The sequence below is a fragment of the Streptomyces sp. 1331.2 genome (assembly GCF_900199205.1).
Taxonomy (GTDB): Bacteria; Actinomycetota; Actinomycetes; order Streptomycetales; family Streptomycetaceae; genus Kitasatospora.
In genome coordinates this window covers 6,372,136-6,391,854 of the sequence record NZ_OBMJ01000001.1, presented here as the reverse complement: position 1 = coordinate 6,391,854, position 19,719 = coordinate 6,372,136, and the positions used below count along the sequence as shown (strand labels likewise).

The window sequence follows — 19,719 nt, the reverse complement described above, 5'->3', positions numbered from 1 at the left end:
TGTGATCAGCCGATCCGGCGCGCCCCCTCGGCCGGGACGGCGGTGAGGGTGCGCGGCTTGGCGTAGCCGGCGGTGCGGAACGCGGCGGTGACCTCGGCGGCGACGTGTTCGGCCTCGGCGGCGTCGACCAGGGCGATGACGGAGCCGCCGAAGCCGCCGCCGGTCATCCGCGCGCCGTGGGCCCCGGCGGCGACGGCGGCTTCGACGGCCAGGTCGGTCTCCGGGCAGGAGACCCGGAAGTCGTCGCGCAGCGAGGCGTGGCCGGCGGTGAGGATCGGGCCGAGCGCGGGGAGGTCGCCGGCGTCCAGGTGGGCGACGGCGGCCTCGACGCGTGCGTTCTCGGTGACGACGTGGCGCACCAAGGGGCGTAGCTCCGTGGGGAGTCGGTCCAGGGCGGCGGCAAGCCCGGAGAGGTCCAGCGAGCGGAGTGCGGGCAGCCCGAGCAGCGCGGCCGCCCGTTCGCAGCCGGCCCGCAGGGCGGCGTACGCGCCGTCTCCGAGGTCGTGCTTCACCCGGGTGTCCAGGACGAGCAGCGCGAGGCCCGCGCCCGCGAGGTCGACCGGTACCTGACGAGACGTCAGGTCACGGCTGTCCAGGAACAGGGCGGCGCCCGGGCGGCAGCACATCGAGGCCATCTGGTCCATGATTCCGCACGGCACGCCGACGAAGGCGTTCTCGGCGCGCTGCGCGAGCAGGGCGAGTTCCGGTGCGGTGCGGCCCAGTTCGTACAGGTCGTTGTACGCGGCGGCGACGACGCACTCCAGGGCCGCGGAGGAGGAGAGCCCGGCGCCGCTGGGGACGTCGCTGTCCAGGCGGATGTCCGCGCCGCCGACCCGGTGTCCGGCTTCGCGCAGCGCCCAGACCACGCCGGCCGGGTAGCCGGCCCAGCCGGGGACCGTGCCCGGAGCCAACTCCTCGACCCGGAGCACTTCCAGCTCCCGGCCCTGGGCGGACCAGAGCCGCAGCAGCCCGTCCTCGCGCCGGGCCGCCTGGGCGCGGACGGTCTGCGGCAGGGCGATCGGCAGCACGAATCCCAGGTTGTAGTCGGTGTGTTCACCGATCAGGTTCACCCGGCCGGGGGCGGCCCACTCCCCGTCGTACGGACGGCCGTAGAGCTCGGTGAAACCGGAGGCCACGGCGAGCTCGGCGGACTCGGCGGGCTCGGCGGACCGGGGCGACTCGGAGAAGGTGTTCATGCGGCGGCCTCCCGCAGCCGGCGGGCCGCGTCCTCGGGGGTGATGTCGTTGACGAAGGCGTCCATGCCGGATTCCACGCCGGCCAGGTACTTGAGCTTGTCGGCGGCGCGCCGGATGGTGAACAGCTGCAGGTGCAGGGCGAGTTCGTCCCGGTGTCCGGCGGGCGCCTGGTGCCAGGCGGAGATGTACGGGGTGCGGCCGGCGGGGCCGAAGAGCCGGTCGAAGCGGCGCAGCAAGTCCAGGTAGAGGGTGGGGAACTCGGCGCGCTGCGCTTCGTCCAGGGCGGTCAGGTCGGGCACCCTGCGGTGCGGATGGAGGTGGACCTCGTACGGCCAGCGGGCGGCGAAGGGGACGAAGGCCGTCCAGTGTTCGCCGGCGAGCACGATCCTTTCGCCGTGGGCGCGTTCGGCGGCGAGGAGGCCCTCGAAGAGGTTGCGGCCGGTGGCGGCGCGGTGTTCGGTGGCGCGGGCGGCCATCCGGGCGGTGCGCGGGGTGGTGAAGGGGAAGGCGTAGATCTGGCCGTGCGGGTGGGCGAGGGTGACGCCGATCTCGGCGCCCCGGTTCTCGAAGCAGTAGACCTGCTCGACGCCGGGCAGGGCGGAGAGTTCGGCGGTGCGGTCGGTCCAGGCGTCCAGGACGAGGCGGGCCCGTTCGGGGGTGAGGTCGGCGAAGGAGGCGTCGTGGTCGGCGGTGAAGCAGACCACCTCGCAGCGGCCGGCACCGGGCCCGCTGGTCCAGAGGCCGGCGGCCTCCCCGGTGAGCGTGGCGGCTTCCCCGGTGCGCGTGGCGGGCGGGCCGGCCAGCGAGGGGAAGCGGTTCTCGAAGACGGCGACCTGGTAGTCCTCGGCGGGGATCTCGCTGAGCCGGCCGTCGCGGGACGGGCAGAGCGGGCATTCCTCGGCCGGGGGCTGGTAGGTGCGGGCCTGCCGGTGGGCGGCGATGGTGACCCAGTCGCCGGTGGCGGGGTCGAGCCGGATCCGGGAACCGGGTGCCTGCGCGTCGAGGGGGCGCTGGTCGACGGCGGTGCGGGGGGTAGCGGTGCCGCGGTCGTAGTAGATCAGCTGTCGATCGTCCGCGAGGGTGGTCACTGTCCTGACGGTGGGCTGGGTCAGGGTCGTCCCGGGCATGGCGTTCTTCCTCTGAGTGGCGTCATGTGAGTGGCGTCATTGGAATCAACAGAAAGCTACAATCTCAAACATTATCCACCAGCATTCCACATCCAGAGCCAAGCACCCACCCCCGAGGTGGTCGAAGGAGGCCTCCCGATGGCTGACAGCGCCCAACCGCTGGCCGAACAGCGCCGCGTGCTGATCCTGGAGCAGGTCCGCGCCCGCGGCGGAGTCCGGGTGACCGAGCTGGTCAGGGACCTCGACGTGTCCGACATGACGGTCCGCCGCGACCTGGACGCGCTGGCCCGCCGCGGCCTGGTGCAGAAGGTGCACGGCGGTGCGGTCCGGGTCGAGGCGCCGTCCAGCGGCGAACCCGGCTTCGAGACCAAGGCGACCTGGGAGCTGCCGGCCAAGCAGGTCATCGCCCGGGCGGCCGCCGCGCTGGTGCCGCCCGGCTCGGCGGTCGGACTTTCCGCCGGGACGACCACCTACGCCGTCGCCCGGCACCTGCGCGCGGTCGAGGGCCTGACCGTGGTGACCAACTCGCTGCGGATCGCCGACCTGCTCGAACAGCCCGACGAGGACGGCACCCCCGCCACGGCGACGGTGATCCGCACCGGCGGCGTCCGGACGCCCTCGGACGCCCTGGTCGGACCGGTCGCCGACCAGGCCATCCGCTCGCTGCACGTCAACCTGCTGATCCTCGGCTGCCACGGCCTCTCCCCCGAGACCGGGCTGACCACGCCCAACCTCGCCGAGGCCGAGACCAACCGCACCTTCCTGCAGTCAGCTCGCCGGGTCGTCGCGGTGGCCGACCACACCAAGTGGAACGCGGTCGGCCTGGCCTCCTTCGCCGCCCTGGCGCAGCTGGACGTCCTGGTCACCGACGACGCCCTGCCCGCCGAGCACCGGGCGGCGGCGGCCGGACTGGTCGGCGAGCTGATCGTCGCGTCATCCGGCGACTGAGTCGGGTCCGAGGCCGGGCGGTCCGCTGCTCGGCTGCCCGCTGCCCGGCTGTCCGCCACCGGGTTGCCCGCTGCTGGCCCGTACCACCAGCTCCGTCGGCAGCTCGGCCCCGGCCGTCGGCGCCGCCTCCCCGCGCACCTGGGCGAGCAGCCGGGCGAGCAGCACGGCGGCGATCGGCCGCAGCGGCAGCCGGACGGAGGTGAGCGCGGGGTGCAGGTGGCGGCAGAGCGGCGTGTCGTGGAAGCCGGTGACGGCCACCCCGCCCGGGCCGACCGTGAGCCCTTCGGCCCGGACCGCCTCGTACACGTCCAGCGCCAGCAGGTCGCTGCCCGCCGCGAAGGCGGTCGGCCGGTCGGGGCCGCGCAGCAGCGCCCGGACGGCGTCGACGGCCGTGCTCGGCGGGGCACCGGCCGAACCGACGGCCGTACCCGCCGTAACGGCCGTACCCGCCCCACCCGCCGTGACCGCCGTGACGGCCGTGAGTCCCAGCCGGCGGGACTCGGCGAGGAAGCCCGCCCGGCGCGCCGCCATCCACGGCAGCTCCTCGGCGGCCCCGAGGTAGCCGATCCGGCGGTGGCCGAGCGCCGCGAGGTGCCGCACCACCGTGGCCATCGCCGCGTCGTTGGCGATGTCCACCCAGTGCTGCGGCTCCCCCGGCCCGGTGCGGCCGAAGCTGACGAAGGGGACGCCGAGCCGGGCGACGTGCGCGATCCGGGCGTCCTCGGCCAGCACGTCCGCGAGCACCAGGCCGTCCACCTGACGGGCCGCCACCAGCTCGTCGATCGCGGCCGTCGCGGCCGCCGCGTCCCCCGAGGTCGCCGAGGTCGCCGAGGGCCGGAACAGCAGCACCCGCTGGCCCTCGGCCCCGGCCGCGTCGACCAGGGCCTCCAGGAAGCCGGCCATCAGCGGGTTGGGGTCGAGCGGGTCGTCCACCGGGGCGAGGTAGCCGATCGTGCGCCGGGCCCCGCTGCGCAGGGAGCGGGCCGACTGGTCGGGCTGGTAGCCGAGTCCGCGGATCGCGGCGGTGACGCGCTCCAAGGTGTCCGGGCGGACCCGGTGCGGGGCGTTGAGCGCATTGGAGACGGTCTGCCGGGAGACCCCGGCCGCGCGGGCGACCTCCTCGATCGTGGCGGCGCCGCGGCGCGGTCGGTGTGGCCCCTCGGGCATCCGGTCCTCCAAGCGTGGTCGGGGGCGGCTCGTGGTCGGGCGACTCGGAGCCGCCCGTCGGCGGTGACCCGTCAACGACAGCCCGTCAGGGGCGGCGCAGGGTGAGCAGCCCGCCGCGCGGGACCGGGATCACGTCCGCCCCGGCCAGCTCGACCTCGCCCTGCCGGACGATACGCCCTCGGGCGTCCTGCACGGTCACCGAGGCCGTGCCCCGGCCGCCGGTGAGCCGGACGTCCGGGTCGGCGTCGGCGTTGGCGACCAGCAGGGTGCGCCAGCCGTCGCCGGAGGCGTTCACCGGCAGCGCGGCGTAGCGGGCGACGGCGACGACGTCGGCGCCGCGGGCGGTGACCATCGGGTAGCCGAGGTCCGGGCGGGCGGGCAGCAGTTCGCCGAGTTGCAGGGTGGCGGTGTGCTCGCGGAAGACGCCGAGCCAGAAGGCGATGGCCTCGCGCTGCCCGGCGTCCTGCGCGGCGAGGTCGACGGAGATCTGCGGGACCGAGAACAACACGTTGATCAGGTGGCAGGCGATCTGCTCCGGCGGTTCGGCCGGGTGCCACATCAGCATGTCGGCGTGGACCGGGACGGGCCCGGCGGCGAGCCGCACGTCGATCGTCCGCTGGCGGTTCTCCTGCGGGCTGAGCGGGCAGTCGGTGGCGCGGATCATGGTGACGTACGGCCACAGGCCCGGGCTGACGTACGGCTGGCGGTGCTCGATCATCGCCTCCGGGTCGGCAGCGGTGATCCGGCGGCGGATCTCGGCGAGCAGCCGTTCCACGCCCTCATCCACGCTCGTGCAGTCCGCCTCGGGCCCGGCCTCCGGGGTGTCGGCGGCGGCGCGGGCGAACCAGTCGACGAAGTCGACCTTGAGGCCGTCCATGCCCCACTCCTCGACGGCGCGGGCGAGCCGGTCGGTGAGGAAGGCGCGGACCTCGGGGTAGCGCGGGTCGGCGACGATCGCCCCCATGTGGGCGGCGTCGGCGAGGGCGTAGCGGCCGATCCGCTCGTACGCGGCGCTGTCCTTGCCGATGAACGGCAGTGCGTACCAGAGCAGGTAGCGCATGCCGAGGTCGTGGACGCGGCGCACGTGGGCGGCCGTGTCGGGCAGCGAGATCGGCTCCCAGTCGCCGCAGTGGGCGTAGCCGCGGGTGCGGTCGGCGGTCATCCAGCCGTCGTCCACGATGATGACGTCCATGCCGAGCTGCTCGCCGAGCGCGGCCTGGGTCTCGACGGCCTTCGGCGAGATGTCCTGGTGCATCGAGTACCAGGTGGAGTAGGCGGGGCGGCGGGCGGCCTCGGGGATGGCGATCGTACGGCCGGAGGCGGCGTGGCCGGAGGCGGCGTGACCGGACGCCGTGTGGCCGGTGCACCACCAGTCGGCGAGGTCGGCGAGGCTGCGGGCGTAGTGCCGGCGCGAGGTGTCGATGCGCACGGTGAGCCGGTCGGCGGCCTGGGCCCAGCAGCGGAACTCGCCGGTCTCCTCGACCACTCCGGCGCCGGCCAGGACGTCCGGGCGCCCGGCGGCGAAGGCGCAGAGCGCGACGTCCCCGGTGCCGACGAGGGCGGCGATCGGGGCACCGACGGTGAGGCCGGTGCGGCGCGGGGCGCTCCAGGCGGCGGGCAGCCAGCCGGTGCCGCGCGGTTCGGGCGTCCAGAAGGCGGTGGCGTCGGTGCAGGGCACCCGCCACTCGATCCGCACCTCGCCCGTGCCCTCGGCGCTCACCTCCACCACCCCGTCGGCGAGTTCCCGGACGGTGGCCGTGCCGCTCGCCCGCAGGTCCAGCTCGCCCGGCCCGGGTGCGTGCAGTGGGCGCAGGGCGCCGGTGGCGGTGGGGGCGTGCGGCTCCCAGATGTCGGTCACGGTCGTCATCCCTTCGTGGCGCCGGCCAGCAGGCCGGAGATGAACTGCCGTTGGAGGACCAGGAAGAGGACCATCATCGGCAGGGTGGACAGCGCGGTGCCGGAGAGGATCGCGCCGTAGTCGGTGGTGCTCTGGTTGCCGTGCAGGGTGGCCAGGGCGACGGGCAGGGTGTGCATCCCGGGGCTGCGCAGGGCGATCAGCGGCCAGACGAACTGGTTCCAGGAGCCCAGGAAGAGGAAGATCGAGAGGGCTGCCAACACGGGCCGCATGACCGGCACGACGACGCTCCACAGCACCCGGAACTCGCCGGCGCCGTCGACCCTTGCCGCGTCCAGGAGTTCGTCCGGCAGGCCGGCCAGCGACTGGCGCATCAGGAAGATCGCGAAGGGCACGCACAGGCCGGGCAGGATGAGCGCCTGGTAGGTGTCCAGCAGGCCGAAGCTCATCATCATCTTGAACAGCGGTACCAGCATGACCTGTTCGGGCACCACCAGGGTGGAGAGCAGCAGCGCGAAGAGCAGGGTCCGGCCGCGGAAGCGGAACTTGGCGAAGGCGTAGCCCGCGAGCAGCGCGACGACGAGGGCGCCCAGCGTCTGGATCCCCGCCACCAGCAGGGAGTTGCCGACCACCCGGAGCAGGCCGATCCTCCGGTCGAGCCGGTCGAGGTTGTCCCCGAGGTGTCCGCCGGGCAGCAGCGACGGCGGCCAGTCGAAGATCTCGGTGTCCTTGCGGGTGGTGGCCATCACCAGCCAGTAGAACGGGCCGACGGAGAGCCCGGTGATCGCGGCGAGCAGGAAGGTCAGCGGCCAGCCGCGCAGCTTCTTGAGGTTCATCGGTCACGCTCCCCCATCAGGCGCATCTGCACCGCACCGAGCACCGACACCAGCAGGGTGAGCGCGTAGGCGATGGCGGAGGCGTAGCCGAAGTCGAAGTACCGGAAGCCGTTCTGGTACAGGTACATGGAGACGGTCAGGGTCGCGTTGTCCGGGCCGCCGCCGGTCAACACGTAGGGCTCGTCGAAGAGTTGCAGCGTGCCGATGGTGGACAGCACGATCGTGAACAGCAGCACCGGGCGCAGCGCGGGGACGGTGATCGCGGTGAAGCGGCGGACGGGGCCGGCGCCGTCGACCATCGCGGCCTCGTACAACTCCTTGGGGATGGACTGAAGTCCGGCGAGGTAGATGACGGCGTTGTAGCCGGTGTAGTGCCAGGTGAGCACCAGGACGACGGCCATCCGGGCCCAGAACGGCTGCCCGAGCCAGTCGACGCCGGACAGACCGACCGCCTGCAGCAGCCGGTTGACCGCGCCGTTGTCGGTGTTGAGCAGGAAGCTGAACATCACGCCGGTGGCGACCAGGCCGGTGACGGCGGGCATGAAGACGCCGAGCCGCCACACCGTACGCCAGCGCACGAGTGCCGAGTTGATGCCGACGGCCATCAGCAGGGCCAGTCCGAGCATCAGCGGGACCTGCACGACCAGGATCTCGCCGGTGTTGCGCAGGGCCGTCCAGAACAGCGGATCGTCCAGCAGGCGGCGGTAGTTGGCGAGTCCGGCGGCGCGGGTGGCGGTGCCGGAGCCGGTGGTGAAGGAGAGCAGCAGGGAGGAGACGACGGGGTAGGCCTTGAAGATCCCGAAGGTGATCAGGGCGGGGGCGAGCAGCAGGTACGGCAGGGCGGTGCGGCGCCGGCGGGAACGGCGGGGGGCGGAGCGGCGGGCTCGTACGGTGGCGGACTTGACGAAGGTCGGCCCCGGGGCGGCGGCGGATGGTCCTGCGGTGGACGGGGTGGTGGCGGCGGTCATGCGATCGTGCGTCCGGTCTGCTGGGCGAGCTGCTTGGCGGCGTCCTGGAGGACGGCGGCCGGGTCGCCGTCCTTGAGGAAGACCTTGGTCTGGGCGTCGCTGGCGAGCTTGAGGGCACGGGCGTAGTCGCCGGAGTAGTTGGTGGGGTCGCCGCCGTCGGTGGCGAGTTCGGCGAAGGTCTTCAGCGGGGAGTCGCCGCCGAAGTAGGCGCTGGGCTTGGCGTACGTCGGGTCGGTGTAGGCCGCGGTGAGGGCGGGGAAGACGCCGCCGGCGGTGAACATGGCGTTGACGGAGGCGGGGCGGGTGAGGGCGTACTCGACGAACTTCCAGGCGGCGCGGCGGCGCGGGCTGGAGGCGGCGACGGCCAGGTGGGTGGAGTTGACCAGGGCGGTGCGCTTGCCGCCGGGGGTGACGGCCGGGGGCTTGGTGAGACGCCAGTTGCCGCTCTGGTCGGCGAACTTGGTCTCCAGGTAGTGCGCGGCCCAGGCGGGCATCGGGGCGACGGCGAGCTTGCCGGCCTTCATCAGGTTGCGCCAGCCCTGGTCGCCGGAGGCGTCGCCGACCAGTCCGGCCTCGTGCAGGCGCTTGACGATGGTCAGGGCGCGCACGTCCGGCTCGGAGGCGAGGGTGACCTTCCCCTGGAGGTCGAAGTAGAAGGCGCCCTGGAGCTGCATCAGGGACTGCAGGAAGTCGAGGTCGGGGTCGGGGTTGGCGGTCTTGTTGATGCCGATGAGGTAGGTGCCGGGGTTGGCGGCCTTGAACCGGTCGGCGGCGGCGATCAGGTCGTCCCAGGTGGCGAGGGAGGCGGGGTCGATGCCCGCCTTGTCGAAGTAGTCCTTGCGGTAGAAGAAGCCGAGCGGGTTGACCTCCCAGGGCAGGGCGTAGGCGTGGCCGTCCTTGCCGGTGACGACCGGCCACAGGCCCTTGGCGAACTTGTCCTTGTGGGCGTCGGCACCGAGCGCGGAGAGGTCGGCCAGGCCTCCCGGGAACTTCTCCAGGTAGCCGGGCAGGTAGTCGCAGCCGATGTGCAGGACGTCGCCGAGGCCCTGGCCGCCGGCCGCCAGACCGACGGTGATCTTGTCCCAGATGGCCGGGTTGCCGATGTCCTGGACGTCGATCTTGATGCCGGGGTTGTCCTGCTCGAAGGCCGGGACGATCCCGCGCAGGGCCTCGGCGGCCGTCGCCCAGGACCAGACGGTGACCGTCCCGGTCTCGGCGTCCCCGCCCGAGGCGCCGCCGGAGCCGGAGTCGCCGCAGGCCGCGAGGGTGCCGCCGGCGGCGAGGGCCAGCAGGCCGGCTCCGGAGGCGCGGAGCAGGTCGCGTCGGGAAAGGTGTGACATTGCATTCCTCTCGATGGGGCGGTGGCGCTGGCGGGCTTGAGGGGCGCGGGCGCTGGGGTCGGCGTCGTTTTGAACGTTCAAATACACAAAACAAACCAGAACCAAACAGGTTCCAACGAGCGGGACACAGCAAACGCCCGTCCTCCTCGTGCCGTCAAGACCTGGGCACGGGAAGGACGGGCGCCGCAACCGTTCCGTTATCCGGCAGCCACGACCGGCGTGCCCGTCAGGTCCACGCCCGGGGCTGCCGTCCGCCTGAACAGCACTGCGCGAGAAGTCGGCCGGACCGACTTCTCGCGCTTCACACCGCCGGCATCCTCGTCCGGTCAGCCCGTTGGACGCCGAGGAGGCACCTCAGGCCCGGCGCGCCACGGCCAGCTCCAGCGCGCGGTCGAGTGCCGCCCCGGCGTCGCACGGGACGTCGGGGCGGACGCCGGTACCCTCCCAGTTGGTGCCCGAGACCGGGTTGACCGCGCGGGCGACGGGCACGCTGAGCTCCAGGTGCGGGTGCACCGTCCAGCCCTCGCGCGGGTGGGCGCCGCCCCGGGTGGGCTCTCCGACGATCTCGGCGCGGCCGAGCTGCTGCAGGTCGTACGCGAGTTCCTCGCCCGCGGAGAAGGTGGTTCCGCTGGTCAGCACGTAGACCGGCTTGTCCGCGCCGAAGCGGGCACCCGGGACGAACGGGGGCGTCCAGGACTGCTCGGCCACCTCCCCTGCCGCGAGACCAGGGTGTTGAGGTGGGTGCGGCCGGCCAGCAGGTACCCGCAGATGAAGGCCACCGTGTTCGGATCGCCACCGGCGTTGCGGCGCAGGTCCAGGATGAGGGCTCGGGCGGGGCCACCAGGGAGAGCGCCGCGGCCAGCGGCTGCGCCGCCCAGTCCAGCGGGAACGTCTTGGGCCCGATCTCCAGGACCGCGACGCCGCCGTCGAGGAGTTCCACCCGCGGCACACCGCCCAGCGAGGCATCGAACTCCCTGCGCATCGCGGCGAGCACCGCCGCGCCCCGCTCGCTCGGCACCGGCACCTCGTGGTGCTTCAGAGCCAGGTGCAGATCGCCGTTGACGGACCGCAGGTCGGCCGTGACCGCATCGGCCAACTCCTGCGCGGACTCGGTCCGGTAGGAGCCCTCGGCGCTGCGGCGCCGCAGCAGGTCGGCCAGCTGCCGGGCGGCATCGGGGAAGACGTAGTTCTCGCAGACCAGGTCGGCGATCGAGTCGACAACGACGGCGGCGTCCAGCGCGGAGGGCGATGTGGTGGAAGTCATGGGAGGGAGTAGACCAGCGACTTGCCAAAGCGTCAACCGTACTTAACGCTTGATCAGGTGAGTCATCAACCAGACGAAGACGTGCAGCGGATCAGCACGCCGCTGCAGCACACTGCACTCGCCCACCCGGTGCGCCAGCGCCTGCTCTTCGCCCTGAGCGCCCGGCCGTCCACGATCAGCCGACTCGCCGCACAGCTGGGGGTGAACAAGGGCAGCGTGTCCCACCACCTGAAGGTGCTGTGCGAGGCCGGGCTGGTCCAGGACGCGGGAACGCGAACGGTGCGCGGCGGCACCGAGAAATACTACCGGCGGACCGCCGAACGACTCCTCGTCCCCGAACCGCAGGCCGAGGGCACGGCCGCGCTGTTCGGCGCCATCGCCCAGGAGTTGGACCGCTCACCCGTCGACCACCTCCTGGCGCTGCGCCACGTCCGGCTCAGCCCGGCCAAGGCGGCGCGGCTCGCCGAGGCGCTGGCCGCACTGGTCGACGAGACGGAGGAGGATCCGGAGGGCGAGCCGGTGCACGGCCTGCTGGTGACGCTCTACCAGCAGGCCGGCGCGTAGTGGGTCCGGCGCGAACCGCGGGCACGACGGCGTGGGAGCGCGCCGCTTCAGGAAGGCGGCTCAGCCGTTCCAGAGGCTCCGGAAGCGGTCGGGGGCCGCCGGATCGCGGGCGGCCACCTGGACCGGTGGCCAGGCCCACTGCCGGACGCTGGTGCCCGGCACGCGGGAGAACCGGATCGTGCCCCGGGTGCCTTCGACCGCGATGCTCGGCCAGGCCTCGGCGATGCGACCCCGGTCCACGCCCTGTGAGCGCAGCGCCTCGGCGAGGACGGCGATCGTGTCGTAGCCCTCGAAGGCGACGAACGACGGCGCTGCGGCCAGCCGTTCGCGCAGTGCCGCCTCGACGCGTGCGCCGAGGGGGTCGAGGCGTTCGGGCAGGTAGCGCAGGAAGGGGATCGCGGCGCCGTCGCGGCCCAGCAGCGACGCCCACTCGGTGAACTCCGGCTGCCCGGCCGGGGCGCCGACCAGGACCCCGGCGAGATTGACCGTTCGTGCGTGCCGACCTACCGGCCGACCTCCCGCAGGCGGAGGTCCTCGACCGTCTCCCGCCTGATCAGCAGCCGGGCCCGACCGTCCCGCACCGCCGCCACCGCCGGGCGGCCGACCAGGTTGTAGCCGGAGGCCATCGAGAGCTGGTACGCCCCGGCCGCCGGCACGGCCAGCAGGTCGCCAGGTCGCAGGTCGGCGGGCAGGGCGGCACCGCGCACCAGGACGTCGCCGGCCTCGCAGTGCCGGCCGACCACGTCCACCCGGGCCGAGCCCGCCTCCGACCGCCGGCCCACCAGGCGGACGCTGTACGGCGATCCGTACAGCGCCGGGCGCGGGTTGTCGCTCATCCCGCCGTCCACGGCAACGAAGCAGCGGCCGTCCGCCGTGTGCTTGACCGACAGCACCCGGTACACCGCCACCGCCGACGGGCCGGCCACCGCGCGGCCGGGCTCCACCACCAGGCGCGGCACCGCCAGCCCGGTCTCGGCGCAGCGCACCGCCAGCCGGTCGGTGACCCGGACGGCGAACTCGGCGAGGTCCAGCTCCTCGTCGTCGGGCAGGTACTTGATGCCGTGGCCGCCGCCGAGGTCCAGCTCGGGCAGCTCGACGCCGTGCCGATCCCGGACCTGCGCCAGCAGGCCGACCAGCGCGTCCACCGCCCGTAGGTACGGCTCCACCTGGGTGATCTGTGATCCCAAGTGGCAGTGCAGACCGGCGAGTTCGAGGCCCGGCTGATCGAGCACCCGGGCGATGGCGTCCGCGGCGTCGCCGCCCTCGATCGGGAAGCCGAACTTCTGTCCGCCGACGCCGGTCCGCACCGCCGCGTGGTGCCCGGCCGCGATGCCCGGGACGACCCGCACCAGCACCTTCTGCGGGGTGTCGGCAGCCACCAGCGCGGCCAGCCGGGCGATCTCCGCCGGGCCGTCGATGACGATCCGCCCGACCCGCAGCCGCCGGGCCAGCCGCAGCTCCTCCGGGGACTTGGCGTTGCCGTGCAGCAGGATCCGCTGCGCCGGGAAGCCCGCCGAGACGGCCAGCCGGAGTTCGCCGGCGGAGCAGACGTCCAGGCCAAGGCCCTCGTCGGCCACCCAGTCGGCCATGGCGCTGCACAGGAAGGCCTTGGCCGCGTACAGCACGTCGGCGTGCGGCAGTGCCCGCCGGTAGGCCCGGGCGCGGGCCCGGACCTCGCCCTCGTCCAGCACGTACAGCGGGGTGCCGAACCGCTCGGCGGCCTCGGCCAGCCCGACCCCGCCGACCAGCAGGTCGCCGCTCCGGCCGGGCCGCGCCGAGGCCGGCCAGGGGCCGCCGAGCACGTCGGCGGGGGCGTCGGCCGCGGGGGCATCAGTGGTCGGGGTTGCGGTGGCGGGGCGGGCGATGAGCTGGGACATGGGGTGCTCCTGGGAAGGGGTCGGGGCGGCGGCCGGTTCAGTCCTCGAAGTGCATCGCGGTGCGGCAGTGCGCCGGGCGGGTGCGGATGCGGTCGCGGTCGGCCGGGGCCGGTTCCGGCGGCTCCGCGTGGGCGGTCCGCGACAGCAGACGGATCGTCCGCACCGGCGATTCGTCGGCCTCGACGGCCCCGTTGACGCCGAGAACGCCGATGGCGGTGGTGGCACTGGTCATGGCGGGGATCCCTTCGGGCGGCGGGCCGTACGGCCGGACCCCTCCAGTGGAGACCCTGCGCACACCGACCGCACCCGTCCTTGACGCATGGCCTACGCCCCCGCTCCCGTCCTTGACGCCCCCCTGACAGCGGCCCGTTGACGGTGTCAGGGAGTCGTCAAGGACGGCCCGCACGCCGCCAAGGCCTCGTCAATGCGGGCATGGCGCGCCGGGCCCGGTGGTGTTCGTGCCGGGGCCGGGCTGCGCGGCATCCGCGCGCCGTCGGCGGACCGCCACGGCTGTCAGCAGGCCGTCAAGATGCGTCCCGGAGCCGTCATGACGGCGTCATGACGGCTCCGGCGGCGGTACGGACGGACCGGTTCCGGGGTTCACTGGAGTCATCCGAAGCAAGGAGTGCCTGACCGGGAGAACTCCACCGGGAGACCGCCGGGGAGACCCCACCCGAGAAACGGAGGCGAACGGCCATGACCGGGACCACCCGAGTGATCGTCGGCCTGAGCGGATCACTGAGCAGTCTGGCCGCCCTCTACCACGCCGTCGGCGAAGCGGCCCGGTACCGGGCGGTGCTGGTACCCGTCGCAGCCTGGAGCGCCGACGGGCGGGACGACCTGCGCCCGCTCTCCGAACTGGAGCACGCCGCTCGCCGGCGCCTGGACATCGCCTTCGAGCAGGCCTACGGCGGCTACCCGTCCGGCCTGGTCATCCACCCGCTGGTGGTCAACACCGACCCCGGGCCCGCCCTGGTCGGCGCCGTCACCGGCCCGGACGACCTGCTCGTCCTCGGCGCCGCCACCCGCCGCCGCCTGGACCGGCTGCGCCACGGCTCGGTCGCCCGGCACTGCCGCCACCGGGCCGGCTGCCGCGTGGTCGAGGTCTCCCCCTCCGCCCTCCTCACCCGCCTCGAACTCACCGCCCGCACCGGCGCCCCGCTGCCCCTCCTGGCGCGCTGAGACCGACTGAGCCCCGCTGAGACCGACTGAGGCCCGCTGAGGCCGGCTGCCGCCCCACGACCCGTGCCCCACGGCTCCCCGGCTGCCAACTTCGACAGGACTGTCGAAGTTGGCATGCTCAGGCTATGCTGGTACGAGGTCCGACCCCTCCGAACCCGAGCTCCCCACCCCGTCGACGAACGTGCCCCACGGCACGCCCGACCGGAAGGAGGCGAGACCCGAGGCGTCCGCGTGGCGACCAATCAGCCGACCAATCAGCCGACCAAGCAAGTCATCTGACGGTACGTCAACTCCGATCCGGCGTTTCACCGCCCGGCCCGCCCAAGCGTGCCCCGGACCGCCCGCCGCCGTTGTACGGAAGGTGAATCGCCGCACCCGCCCCGAAGCCCCGGCCACCCCGCCGAGGAAGAGGTTCCGCATGACGACGTCCCGGCTCCACCCGCGCCCCGGCGAGGCCGCGGTCCTCCTCACCGTGCTCGGCCTGCTCGTCCTGGAGGAAATCGCCCTGGGCATGGCCGAGGAGGACGACCGCCCCGTCATCGGCGGCATCCTGATCGGCGCCTCCGGCACCGGCCTGCTCGTCGTCGGCGCCGTCCTCCTCAGCCGCTGGCTCGACACCCGCCGCCCGCTCCCGCTGCCCCCGGTCGGCCCCAACGGCCGCGAATACAGCGCCCGCGCCCTCGAAGGCTTCCCGATGGAAGCCGTCCGCCCGCTGCTGCTCACCGAGAACGCACCTCAACTCGGCCAGCTCTACTCCGCGTGGATGCTCGCCTGCGCCGGCCGCCCCGCCCCCTGGATCGCCCGCCGCCTCGACATCCCGCTCGACGCCGCCCACCTCCTCGCCGACGCCGCCCGCTCACGGAAACCCGACCCCAGACTCGATCAACGCCACTGACCCGCCGCCGCGCCCCCGACGCCCGCTCCCGCGCCGGCACATCCACCGGAATCCGCGCCTACGAGGGATCCTCCACCGGCACCCGGGCGAGGGCGGCACGGACGACGTCCGCAAGGTCTCGATCGACCACGCCCCACTCATGAAGCCACGAGTGGATCTGCCGGGCGGACCTTCCGAGTCGATCTTCCTCTCTCAGCAACAGGGCCAACGAGGACGGCCTACTGGACGATCTCGCGAAGGACCGAACCAAATCCTCCGCCTCCCGCAGGGAGACATCGGCCGGGAGCGTCTCCGTCGACACCGGGATCCCGCACGCCTTGAGGCGAGCCACGAGCTCTTCCGGGTTCCGCCCCGTCGCGCTCGCCGCCATGATCAGGTCGGCGAACGGCACGACACTGCCGACCTCCGTGTTCGGCCACTTCATCGGGCCGTGGCCGGAGAGCAGTTGGAAGTCCAGGAGGGAATTCACCTCCGGCGCATTCATGGGAACGTGGAATCCATAGGTCCGATACCGATCGATCGCCTCCTGCAGCGTGAACACACCACGTCCGACAACCGCGAAGAGGCGTCCATAGGAAAGGCTGTCAAACCACCGGAACCCGCCCGCCTTGTCCCTGAAGAGCTCCACGTCCTCGGCACTGGCGTCCGCGGGCAACGACGGAACCGGGATTCCCACAGCCGTCAGCCGATCGATGACGTCAGCCACACCGATCGACTCGGTCGCCGCGGCTTGCAGCACGTGGACCACGGACGCCGTCTTCGAGCGGTTGAGCCAGGGGCTCGTGCCGTTGAGGCGTACGCTCAGCGACCTCACGTCATCACTGGACGGGAAGTCCGGAAGTCCTGTGGCATCAGCCGCGATTCCGTACTTGGCAAAGGCAGCACAGGCCTCGGAAGTCGAAATCCCGAGCACCGAACTCGCTTTTGCCAGATACCCTGGCGCAACCGAGCCATCCCGCTCGAACGGCGTGCCGAACGTTGACAGGCCCTTTCCTCCAAGCAGAAGCACCGGATCGGCCACCATCGCTGCAGCCGTCTTCGACACCTCGGCGGAAACGACCACGCCACGGCTGGTCAGACGTTCGACGACAGCCTCCATCGGCTCCCTTCCGAACTTCCAGATCTCGAACAGCTCGGCTACACCGATCGGCAGAGCGGCTTCGCCACCACCGGACGGTGACACTCTCTCGTCGTCAGCTTCGAGCCCGAGCGCAGCAGCCCGTTCACGCACCTGCTCATGAGTCAGGCCCAACTCGGCGGCCACCTCGGCGAGCCAGCTCTCGGATACCGACTCCCTCCAGGTCCGTGCCTGGCGGCGAGAACCTCGCGTGATCAGGAGGGCCGAGTCGGAAGGCTTCGCCAATCGGATGTCTCGGGTTGCGAGAGCCATTGCGGACACACCAGCCAACCGTTCCAGTCGGTCTGTCCTCCCGTGCGCCATCAGCCTCCAGAGGAGCACGTGATCCGATGGCGTCGCGCTCTCCTGGTTCCTCCGGTTCTCCTCCGGGTCGAGTCCGATCCCGATGTAGCCAAGAATCCTCCGGTCTGCGGGGAAGAGTCCCGCTCTTCCCAGGTCGAATGCGATCCCTTGTGACGTCAGCCGGCAGCCCTGACGTACCGCCTCCGCTGCCACCAGATCGGCGAGCTGAATGCAGTCGTCAGTGAGCCGACCGACCCATTCCATTCCGAACAGTCCCGAATCGGACCTGACGAGTTCACCGGCCCCTTCGGCCAACAACGCGCCGACCGTTCCCGACGTGTCGTCGATGACCCGTCGCCGATCCACCGACATCTTCCCCGGCGCGAAGCGGCCCGAGAGGTTCACCACGGCACCCGCAAGGCTGTCTTTCCACGGCGAGAAAACTCCTCGCCTCACCTCCGGTTCGACCAGCAGGCCGTCGACCAACAGCGCTCCGCCTTCCTCGCACCAGACCACGTGCGCACCGTCCGGAGCGTCCTTCCACGAAACCGTCACGCCGTGCGCGTCGAGGCCGAAGGTCTCGCTCTCAGGCGCCGACCGGGGCCTGAACACTCCCGGTTCCCAGACCGATCCGCGCTCGCCATGGGCGACGGTGGTACGGAACTCCGCTACTCCCAGCAGGCGTTCGAGGACGTCGAGGGCGGACCAGGTCTCCTCCAGGTCGATGTCGTCCCGCAGGTACAGGCGGACGGTGGTGCCGGGCTTGCGGCAGCTGTCCTCGCGTTCGGTGATGCGGAAGAGGTGGCTGGGGCCGTAGATGGAGACCTCCAGCCGCGGGCCGATCCGGCCGGTGGCGTCCATGCGGCAGGTGGTGACCTGGATCTCGTCCGCGAGCATGAAGTAGCTCAGCACGCCGATGCCGAAGCGGCTGTTGGGGTACAGCTCGACGGGCGGATCAGCCTTCCGCCATTCGGCACGTTCGAGTTTGAAGTCCAGTTGCTCCGCGAAGCGGGCGCCGGCATTCGAGAACACTCCCCGCAGCTCGGATTCGCCCATGCCGACGCCGTTGTCCTCGCACTCCAGGTAGGCGCGGCCGTCATGGTCCACACTCTGGCGGAAGTCGATGCGGCCGTCGTAGGTGAACCTGGCGCCGAGGGTGTTGGTGCGGTCCAGGTACTCCGTCCTGGCCCGGCGGTAGCGGCAGGCGTCGAGGGCATTCTGGTAGAGCTCGCGGACGGCCAGGTCCCGGTCCCGGTAGAGCTCCACGCCCATCAGCAGGCTGCGTACCCGGCGTTCGTCCAACCGGAACCTCGCCCAGCCGGTGAAGGCACCGGCGGCGGGGGCGGCCTCGTCGGAGGTGAGACGGGTGGGGAGCGGGTGCCCCACCAGCACGCGGCGGACGGCGTGGAGGAGTTCGTCGGCCCTGGCCGTGTACTCGCGCAGGCCTTCGACCACCGCCTCGTGCCGGCACTCCGCTCGCAGCACCGGCAGGTCGTAGGAGCCGCCCCAGACCGCCAGTTCGAGGGTCTCCCGCAGGTCGGCGAGGTCGACTTCGTGCGGGATGCCGAGGTGTTCGGCGACGATGTCGGGCAGGGCCGTCGTCTCGATGGCGGTGCCGTAGGCAAGGGCGAGAATGAGCGCCAACCTCGGTTCCCGGACGTGCTGTTCGCCGGGGGCGCGCAGGTGGTCGTCCTCGCGGAGGCCCGCGAGGTAGTCGCGGTTGGTGACGTCGGGGCCTCGGCGGAGGCCGTGCAGGAGGGCGCAGATCCGCTTGAGCGCGAAGGTCTCGCCGAGTTCGTCCAGCACCGGCAGCCGGTCGAGGATTTCGCGGACACCCTCGGGATCGGCCAGGTCCTCGTGCTGGTCGAGCCAGCGGTGGTAGAGCCACCAGCCGATGGGGGCGGCGGAGTCGGGGCGGGTGCGGGTGCGGTGGGTGAGCAGGTCGTAGGACTCGATGAACTGCTCGTACGCCGCCCGGTCGCCCTCGGGGGCCGCCGTGGGCCGGAGGTCGGTCGGGCGTACGGTCGTCCGGGCGGCGGCCAGCTGCAGGGAGCGGACCCGGTAGAGGAAGGGGACGACCGCCAGCAGCGCCGCCTCGGCCGGGTAGAGGTCGAGCGAGCCGTCCCCGAGCAGCCAGCCGACGCGCGAGGCGAAGCGGACGGCGATCCCGGGGTCCTGCCAGGGGTCGTCCGCGAGGTCGTCCGCCCGGTCCACCGCGTCGCGCAGCCGGGCGAGTCGGCGGACGGCCGCGAGTGCGGCCCGCCGGTACGTCTCGGCATCCCGACCGGCCCGTACGTGCTGCCAGGCGCGGGATTCCGCGGCGATGCGCACCCACGGGTCGTCCCCGTCCTTCACGGCCGGCGGACGCCGCCCGTCCAGGTAGACGTTGCCGATGTACCCGGCCTGGACGGCGTCCCCGTGCACGGTGCCGTTCATCGTGTTCGAGCTGTCGACCACCGCTCGTGCCCCTCCCCGCGTGCAGGGCACGAGCGTAGGGCAAACCCGGGGTCAGGGTGCGGTGGTGAGCGTGACCCGCTTGGCGTCGGCCGCGGCCGACGGGGTGGCGCCGATATTGGTGACGGTGGCGGTCAGGACGGCATCGGTGTCGGGGATCCAGTTGAAGGTCTTGGACTGGACGATGAACTGCCGTTGCTGCGGCGTCCCGTCGCAGATCACGTCCTTCTCGGCGGTCCGGCTGGAGCCGAAGCCGATCGCGGAGGAGTCCTGCGGGTCCTTCTGCTCGACGGAGACGGTGAGGGAGCGGGCTTCGGCCGCCACCGTGCAGAGGTAGCTGACGTCGACGCGGACCCTCCCCGGCTGTTTCGGGTCGATCTTGGCGCCACCGAGCGTCACCGTGGTGGTGGCGGGGGCGGGGTCGGTGGTGCCGGCGGCCCCGGCGGGGGCGGCGAGGCCGGCGAGGGACGAGGTGAGTACCGTCAGGACGATCCAACGATGCACTGCAGCCTCCCTGAACCGAGGACGTGGTGCGGCCGACGCTAATCGCCCGGCCGGACCACCGCGCGCCGAGGACGTCCGGCCGTCATACCAACAGCCGAGTCCCGCGTCCCCCAGCCGGGCGC

General features: G+C 72.6%; 16 protein-coding genes and 2 pseudogenes. 4 read left to right on the top strand and 14 right to left on the bottom strand.

The genetic code is table 11. The features are described from left to right. Positions 1-5: 5 nt before the first annotated feature. Positions 6-1,196: a galactokinase gene (galK, locus tag CRP52_RS27855; protein ID WP_097238901.1), complete on the bottom strand. Its 1,191-nt coding sequence runs from the start codon at positions 1,194-1,196 to the stop codon at positions 6-8. After that, complete coding sequence (galT, locus tag CRP52_RS27850) at positions 1,193-2,323, bottom strand: galactose-1-phosphate uridylyltransferase (RefSeq protein ID WP_097238900.1); 1,131 nt, start codon at positions 2,321-2,323, stop codon at positions 1,193-1,195. Before galT ends, galK begins: the two co-directional genes overlap by 4 nt. Before the next feature lie 138 nt (positions 2,324-2,461). Here galT and CRP52_RS27845 point away from each other — a divergent pair, with 138 nt between their 5' ends. Further along, positions 2,462-3,271, top strand: coding sequence for a DeoR/GlpR family DNA-binding transcription regulator (locus CRP52_RS27845; RefSeq protein ID WP_097238899.1), 810 nt, complete (start codon positions 2,462-2,464; stop codon positions 3,269-3,271). Here CRP52_RS27845 and CRP52_RS27840 read toward each other — a convergent pair. From CRP52_RS27840 to CRP52_RS39910, 7 genes and pseudogenes are all read right to left on the bottom strand, one after another. Further along, positions 3,257-4,438, bottom strand: coding sequence for a LacI family DNA-binding transcriptional regulator (locus tag CRP52_RS27840; RefSeq protein WP_097238898.1), 1,182 nt, complete (start codon positions 4,436-4,438; stop codon positions 3,257-3,259). The two genes, CRP52_RS27845 and CRP52_RS27840, sit on opposite strands and share 15 nt — an antisense overlap. A gap of 85 nt (positions 4,439-4,523) precedes the next feature. After that, positions 4,524-6,296: a glycoside hydrolase family 36 protein gene (locus CRP52_RS27835; RefSeq protein WP_097240387.1), complete on the bottom strand. Its 1,773-nt coding sequence runs from the start codon at positions 6,294-6,296 to the stop codon at positions 4,524-4,526. Between the two features lie 5 nt (positions 6,297-6,301). Further along, positions 6,302-7,129, bottom strand: a complete 828-nt coding sequence (locus tag CRP52_RS27830; RefSeq protein ID WP_097238897.1) for a carbohydrate ABC transporter permease — start codon at positions 7,127-7,129, stop codon at positions 6,302-6,304. Then, positions 7,126-8,097, bottom strand: a complete 972-nt coding sequence (locus CRP52_RS27825) for a carbohydrate ABC transporter permease (RefSeq protein ID WP_097238896.1) — start codon at positions 8,095-8,097, stop codon at positions 7,126-7,128. The genes CRP52_RS27830 and CRP52_RS27825 overlap by 4 nt, the downstream gene beginning before the upstream one ends. Beyond that, positions 8,094-9,437, bottom strand: coding sequence for an extracellular solute-binding protein (locus CRP52_RS27820; protein ID WP_097238895.1), 1,344 nt, complete (start codon positions 9,435-9,437; stop codon positions 8,094-8,096). Before CRP52_RS27820 ends, CRP52_RS27825 begins: the two co-directional genes overlap by 4 nt. 354 nt (positions 9,438-9,791) lie before the next feature. Then, positions 9,792-10,145, bottom strand: a complete 354-nt coding sequence (locus tag CRP52_RS39915) for a S41 family peptidase (protein ID WP_257032884.1) — start codon at positions 10,143-10,145, stop codon at positions 9,792-9,794. Positions 10,146-10,518: 373 nt separating this feature from the next. Further along, positions 10,519-10,701: pseudogene (locus tag CRP52_RS39910) on the bottom strand (S41 family peptidase); the annotation flags it as partial. A 57-nt stretch (positions 10,702-10,758) separates the two neighbouring features. Here CRP52_RS39910 and CRP52_RS27810 point away from each other — a divergent pair. Then, positions 10,759-11,265 (top strand): ArsR/SmtB family transcription factor, encoded by a 507-nt coding sequence (locus CRP52_RS27810; RefSeq protein WP_257032883.1) that lies wholly within the window; start codon positions 10,759-10,761, stop codon positions 11,263-11,265. Positions 11,266-11,325: 60 nt separating this feature from the next. Here CRP52_RS27810 and CRP52_RS27805 read toward each other — a convergent pair. From CRP52_RS27805 to CRP52_RS27795, 3 genes and pseudogenes are all read right to left on the bottom strand, one after another. Then, positions 11,326-11,745: pseudogene (locus CRP52_RS27805) on the bottom strand (ABC transporter substrate-binding protein); the annotation flags it as partial. Between the two features lie 23 nt (positions 11,746-11,768). Then, the gene (lysA, locus tag CRP52_RS27800) at positions 11,769-13,142 is read right to left on the bottom strand and encodes a diaminopimelate decarboxylase (RefSeq protein ID WP_097238893.1); all 1,374 of its coding nucleotides are present in this window, start codon (positions 13,140-13,142) and stop codon (positions 11,769-11,771) included. A 37-nt stretch (positions 13,143-13,179) separates the two neighbouring features. After that, positions 13,180-13,374, bottom strand: a complete 195-nt coding sequence (locus CRP52_RS27795) for a hypothetical protein (protein WP_097238892.1) — start codon at positions 13,372-13,374, stop codon at positions 13,180-13,182. Positions 13,375-13,838: 464 nt separating this feature from the next. Between CRP52_RS27795 and CRP52_RS27790 the strand changes: the two genes are divergently transcribed. Both CRP52_RS27790 and CRP52_RS38520 read left to right on the top strand, forming a co-directional pair. After that, positions 13,839-14,324 carry a universal stress protein gene (locus tag CRP52_RS27790; RefSeq protein ID WP_097238891.1) on the top strand — a complete coding sequence of 162 codons (486 nt, stop codon included), beginning with the start codon at positions 13,839-13,841 and terminating at the stop codon, positions 14,322-14,324. A gap of 418 nt (positions 14,325-14,742) precedes the next feature. Next, positions 14,743-15,219 (top strand): hypothetical protein, encoded by a 477-nt coding sequence (locus CRP52_RS38520; protein ID WP_097238890.1) that lies wholly within the window; start codon positions 14,743-14,745, stop codon positions 15,217-15,219. A gap of 58 nt (positions 15,220-15,277) precedes the next feature. Here CRP52_RS38520 and CRP52_RS27780 read toward each other — a convergent pair whose 3' ends face one another. Further along, entirely contained in the window at positions 15,278-19,096 is a 3,819-nt protein-coding gene (locus CRP52_RS27780) for an HD domain-containing protein (RefSeq protein WP_097238889.1), read from the bottom strand. 51 nt (positions 19,097-19,147) lie between these two features. Then, entirely contained in the window at positions 19,148-19,597 is a 450-nt protein-coding gene (locus CRP52_RS27775; protein ID WP_097238888.1) for a hypothetical protein, read from the bottom strand. Between the last annotated feature and the right edge of the window lie 122 nt (positions 19,598-19,719).

Excerpts from the sequence above, each read along its gene's own strand:
- galK (WP_097238901.1), bottom strand. The coding sequence starts at position 1,196 with ATGAACACCTTCTCCGAGTCGCCCCGGTCCGCCGAGCCCGCCGAGTCC.
- CRP52_RS27830 (WP_097238897.1), bottom strand. The coding sequence starts at position 7,129 with ATGAACCTCAAGAAGCTGCGCGGCTGGCCGCTGACCTTCCTGCTCGCC.
- lysA (WP_097238893.1), bottom strand. The coding sequence starts at position 13,142 with ATGTCCCAGCTCATCGCCCGCCCCGCCACCGCAACCCCGACCACTGAT.
- galT (WP_097238900.1), bottom strand. The coding sequence starts at position 2,323 with ATGCCCGGGACGACCCTGACCCAGCCCACCGTCAGGACAGTGACCACC.
- CRP52_RS27795 (WP_097238892.1), bottom strand. The coding sequence starts at position 13,374 with ATGACCAGTGCCACCACCGCCATCGGCGTTCTCGGCGTCAACGGGGCC.
- CRP52_RS27790 (WP_097238891.1), top strand. The coding sequence starts at position 13,839 with ATGACCGGGACCACCCGAGTGATCGTCGGCCTGAGCGGATCACTGAGC.
- CRP52_RS27820 (WP_097238895.1), bottom strand. The coding sequence starts at position 9,437 with ATGTCACACCTTTCCCGACGCGACCTGCTCCGCGCCTCCGGAGCCGGC.
- CRP52_RS27825 (WP_097238896.1), bottom strand. The coding sequence starts at position 8,097 with ATGACCGCCGCCACCACCCCGTCCACCGCAGGACCATCCGCCGCCGCC.
- CRP52_RS27845 (WP_097238899.1), top strand. The coding sequence starts at position 2,462 with ATGGCTGACAGCGCCCAACCGCTGGCCGAACAGCGCCGCGTGCTGATC.
- CRP52_RS27840 (WP_097238898.1), bottom strand. The coding sequence starts at position 4,438 with ATGCCCGAGGGGCCACACCGACCGCGCCGCGGCGCCGCCACGATCGAG.
- CRP52_RS38520 (WP_097238890.1), top strand. The coding sequence starts at position 14,743 with ATGACGACGTCCCGGCTCCACCCGCGCCCCGGCGAGGCCGCGGTCCTC.